Consider the following 4,239-nt stretch of genomic DNA (forward strand, 5'->3'; position numbering starts at 1 on the left):
ATTCTATGGAATTTAATTCATTTTTAGATGAAAAAAATACCTGTCTCAACATTGGCAGTATTGTTCACTCCACTGTCATGGCAATCTGCTACACTATATTTTTTCCTTGTTGAGCCTATCCAACGTGCTGCCATTTAAATTGTGGGTGGATGCTGATGCGCTGCCTAAAATTTTGCGTGAGGTGATTTTACGTGCCTCTGATCGTTACCAACTGGAAGTGACTTTTGTAGCCAACCAAAATGTGGGGATTACCCCATCGGTGCGGATTAAATCAATTCAGGTGATGAGTGGGGCAGACCGAGCCGATCAGGAAATTGTAGAACGGATGCAGGAAAATGACATTGTTATTACGCAGGATATTCCGCTTGCCGCCCAGGTAATTGAAAAGGGGGGTATTGCCATTCATCCTCGTGGTGAGATTTATACTACTGCGAATGTTAAAGCCCGTCTGCATTTGCGCGATTTCATGGACACACTGCGTGGCGCAGGTGTGCAGACAGGCGGTCCACCGCCAATCTCGGAACGGGATAAACGTGAGTTTTCAAGCTCATTGGACCAGACCATTTTAAAGCAAAAACGGAAAACAGCTTCTTCTTGAGCCTGCCATTATGCCATCACGTATGAATCTCATGCTTAGCTATGGATTGCTGGTGTTTATCTGGGCAACCACACCGTTGGCAATTGTCTGGAGTGTGGCTGATTTGCATCCTATGTGGGCATTGGTGTTACGCTTTTTTATTGCCTTGCCTCTGGCTGCAACCATTTTAATGCTGTTAAGGATTCAGTTTCCCACGCATAAAATTGCATTATTCAGCTATATCGCAGGTTCATTAAGCCTGATTGGTTCACAGATCTTTACCTATGCCGCCACCGCCTATTTAAGCTCAGGTTTAATCGCATTGATGTTTGGGTTGGCACCGATTATGGCGGGACTTATAGGACGCTTTGCCTTCCAGCAAAAACTGGCAGGATTGCAGTGGCTGGGCATGGGTACATCAATTGCTGGGTTAGCCTTGATCTGTCTCAGCGGTAGCCAGAAGCATGTACAGCCGATAGGGATTGTCCTGATGCTGATCAGTGTATTTGCCTATTCACTCTCGATTTTTCTGGTGAAAAAGATTAATGCGGATGTGCAGCCTATGGCGCAGGCGACAGGTTCAATTCTCGTCTCAACTGTGTTGGCAGCTTTGCTTTTGCCGTGGATTTGGCAGTATGCACCCACTCATTTGCCCTCAGTCAAATCGCTATTGGCACTTGCTTATACTGTGGTTATGGCCTCACTGATTGCCATGTTCTGCTATTTTAAACTGGTGCAGAACCTAAAGGCGACCACACTGTCATTAACAACGGTGATGACGCCAATGCTGGCGATATTGATCGGGGCTTACCTGAACCATGAGCAATTGTCAGCTCAGGTATTTGTAGGTGCTGTGGTAATTTTGTTTGGCCTATTCCTTTATTTCTATAAAGATTTAGGCCTGTATCGCCGTTTAAAGATATAAGTTATATCTCACATTGTGACTAATTCGGCTCATCCTGTTGCGCCTGTTGAATACTGGCAGCCAGCTTGGCACGGTCCTGCGGATGCAGGGTGATGAAATAGGCACCTATACGAAATTCATGTGGTTCTTCTGTTTCATTGCAATAAGCCACTTGGGCAATTGCTGCAATATGAAAGAAATTTTCAGGATGGCTCAGAGTAATATGGATATAGGCATCTTGTGCAAGCGGCTGCGAGCTAAAAAAGCTTAGACCATGTTCAGAAACATTAACCTGCTCAGGTACAGGCAATAGCGACTGCACGATATTGTCATAAAAAGAGCCTGTAATCAGGTTCAGTTTTTGATTAAAAAGGGATAAGATACGGGCAATTTGTTGATCTTTTTCATTTAATTGTTCTAATTCGTAGCCAAGCGCATGATCAAATTGATCTAATTCAGCAAGTAGTAGAAAATAGCGAGGCAATACAAAATGAGAATCATAGGGATCATTCAAGGCAGCATCTATTGGAATGATTTGATAATTGATTCTTAACACGGCATCAATACGGGACATCGTGCGACGTTCAGTTTTGTCGTCAGCAACATGATGCAGTGTATTTTCCATAATAAATCACCTCGGACTAGATGGTATGTTTAAACCAATTTCGCTGTATATAGGGTTGAGATACACTCGTGCTCGGCGGAGTAATCATTTTATTTCTTTCATCGCTCTGGTTTCCATGATTGGTTTAACCTTGGGCGTTGCTGTCCTCATTACAGTGTTATCTGTCATGAATGGTTTTGACCGCGAATTAAAAAATCGTGTTCTGGGAATGGTTCCACAAGCCACTGTTTCTTCTACTCAAATTCTAACAGATTGGCCTGAGCTTGTAAAAAGAGTTGAACGCCATCCGCATGTCACTGGAGTCGCGCCATTTACCCAGTTACAGGGCATGTTGACTGCCCAGGGACAAGTGGCTGGCATTATGGTAACAGGGATTGAGCCTGAATATGAAAAAAAGGTTTCGATCATCCAAAACCACATGGTTTCTGGTGATTTAAATGCATTGAAAAAAGGTGAGTTCGGTATTGTCCTTGGTAAGGATATGACTGATGCACTGGGCTTGGGCCTAAATGACAACGTGACTTTGGTTCTGCCAGAGGCGACACCATCCCCAGCAGGTGTGGTGCCGCGTTTTAAACGTTTTAAGGTCGTGGGTATTTTTAGTGTGGGGGCAGAGGTGGATTCAATGGTCGGCTATATCGCCCTGAATGATGCCTCAACCTTGTTGCGTCTGCCAGATGGTGCGCAGGGCGTGCGCTTAAAACTGGATGATATTTTTGCTGCCCCTAGAGTGGCCAATGATATTGTGAACCAGTTGCCAAGCAACTTCTATGCATCCAACTGGACCTATACGCATGGCAATTTGTTCAATGCGATCCAGATGGAAAAGACTCTAGTCGGTTTATTATTGGTGCTGATTATTGTAGTGGCCGCATTTAACATCGTTTCATCGTTAGTCATGGTCGTGACTGATAAAAAATCTGACATTGCAATCCTGCGTACCCTGGGTGCCTCACCTTCCATGATTACCAAAATCTTTATGGTGCAGGGCACAGTGATTGGGGTTATTGGAACGATTGCAGGGACAATTTTAGGTGTGACCTTGGCCTTGACCATCAGTGATATTATTTCATGGTTCAATACTGCTTTAGGCTTGAACCTGTTTGATGCCTATTTTGTGCATTACCTACCATCCTATCTCAGATGGCAGGATGTGGTGGTGATTGTCACAGTTTCATTATTGTTAAGCTTCCTTGCCACTATTTACCCTGCATTGCGTGCAGCCAAAGTTCAACCAGCCGAGGCGTTGCGTTATGAGTAAGATTGTTTTAGAAGCCAAAGACATCTATAAACATTTTGATGATGGCAAAACTAAGGTTGAAGTGATCAAAGGCTTGTCACTGCAAGTGAACGCGGGTGAGTTCGTCTCTATTGTCGGTTCGAGTGGTTCAGGTAAAAGTACACTGCTGCATGTGTTGGGTGGTTTGGAACAACCCTCACAGGGACAGGTCTTTTTACAAGGACAACGTTTTGACAATCTAGGTGAAGCGGAGCGTGGCTATAAGCGTAACCAATATCTGGGTTTCGTTTATCAGTTCCATCATTTACTGCCTGAGTTTTCGGCGCTGGAAAATGTGGCAATGCCGTTAATGTTGCGCCGTGAAAGTAACTTTAAGGATGTGAAGAAACAGGCTGAATACTTGCTTGATCGTGTCGGTTTATCGCATCGTTTAGACCATAAACCTGGTGAGCTTTCAGGAGGTGAGCGCCAGCGTGTGGCTTTAGCCCGTGCCTTGGTGACCAAGCCTGCTGTAGTGCTTGCGGATGAACCAACAGGCAACCTTGACCGTAAAACAGCCTTGAGCATTTTTGAGTTACTGACTGACTTGAAAAAAGAGCTGAATATGGCAATGTTGATTGTGACGCATGATGAGCAGTTGGCACAGTCAGCCGATTCAATTCTGCATATGCAGGATGGTTTATGGATTAATCCAAAATAATTTATTTTGCTTAATCTCTTGTTAAAGCCCTGAAAACGGGCTTTAATTTTGCGTTCAGAAAAATCAAAAACTTAATTAAAAAATCACATGTTAAAAATTATTTTATTGGGCTGGATTGCTGGTATTGCAATCATGGGCAAAAGTCTGCCTTTTGTGGACCAGACATGGTGGATCTGGCTGTTTTTGGCAATCG

Annotated in this window: 5 protein-coding genes; 4 read left to right on the forward strand and 1 reads right to left on the reverse strand. The window is 44.0% G+C overall.

Annotated features, from left to right (window positions below; translation table 11 throughout):
* The first annotated feature begins 124 nt into the window (after positions 1 to 124).
* Positions 125 to 598 carry a YaiI/YqxD family protein gene (locus B4H32_RS10315; protein ID WP_004676796.1) on the forward strand — a complete coding sequence of 158 codons (474 nt, stop codon included), beginning with the start codon at positions 125 to 127 and terminating at the stop codon, positions 596 to 598.
* A gap of 10 nt (positions 599 to 608) precedes the next feature.
* Positions 609 to 1,502 (forward strand): DMT family transporter, encoded by an 894-nt coding sequence (locus tag B4H32_RS10320; RefSeq protein WP_004682701.1) that lies wholly within the window; start codon positions 609 to 611, stop codon positions 1,500 to 1,502.
* 19 nt (positions 1,503 to 1,521) lie between these two features.
* On the opposite strand, the gene B4H32_RS10325 is transcribed toward B4H32_RS10320, so the two are convergent.
* Positions 1,522 to 2,106 (reverse strand): PilZ domain-containing protein, encoded by a 585-nt coding sequence (locus B4H32_RS10325; protein WP_004682700.1) that lies wholly within the window; start codon positions 2,104 to 2,106, stop codon positions 1,522 to 1,524.
* A 25-nt stretch (positions 2,107 to 2,131) separates the two neighbouring features.
* Between B4H32_RS10325 and B4H32_RS10330 the strand changes: the two genes are divergently transcribed.
* On the forward strand, positions 2,132 to 3,367 hold the full coding sequence (locus tag B4H32_RS10330) for a lipoprotein-releasing ABC transporter permease subunit (protein WP_004682699.1): 1,236 nt from the start codon (positions 2,132 to 2,134) through the stop codon (positions 3,365 to 3,367).
* Positions 3,360 to 4,046, forward strand: coding sequence for a lipoprotein-releasing ABC transporter ATP-binding protein LolD (gene lolD, locus B4H32_RS10335; RefSeq protein WP_004682698.1), 687 nt, complete (start codon positions 3,360 to 3,362; stop codon positions 4,044 to 4,046). The genes B4H32_RS10330 and lolD overlap by 8 nt, the downstream gene beginning before the upstream one ends.
* The last annotated feature ends 193 nt before the right edge of the window (positions 4,047 to 4,239 follow it).

It is taken from the genome of Acinetobacter sp. UBA2063 (genome assembly GCF_002333245.1).
Classification (GTDB): domain Bacteria; phylum Pseudomonadota; class Gammaproteobacteria; order Pseudomonadales; family Moraxellaceae; genus Acinetobacter; species Acinetobacter parvus.

What these genes read in the sequence shown, in the direction of transcription:
- B4H32_RS10325 (WP_004682700.1), bottom strand. Translation starts at nt 2,106, where the DNA reads ATGGAAAATACACTGCATCATGTTGCTGACGACAAAACTGAACGTCGC.
- lolD (WP_004682698.1), top strand. Translation starts at nt 3,360, where the DNA reads ATGAGTAAGATTGTTTTAGAAGCCAAAGACATCTATAAACATTTTGAT.
- B4H32_RS10330 (WP_004682699.1), top strand. Translation starts at nt 2,132, where the DNA reads ATGTTTAAACCAATTTCGCTGTATATAGGGTTGAGATACACTCGTGCT.
- B4H32_RS10320 (WP_004682701.1), top strand. Translation starts at nt 609, where the DNA reads ATGCCATCACGTATGAATCTCATGCTTAGCTATGGATTGCTGGTGTTT.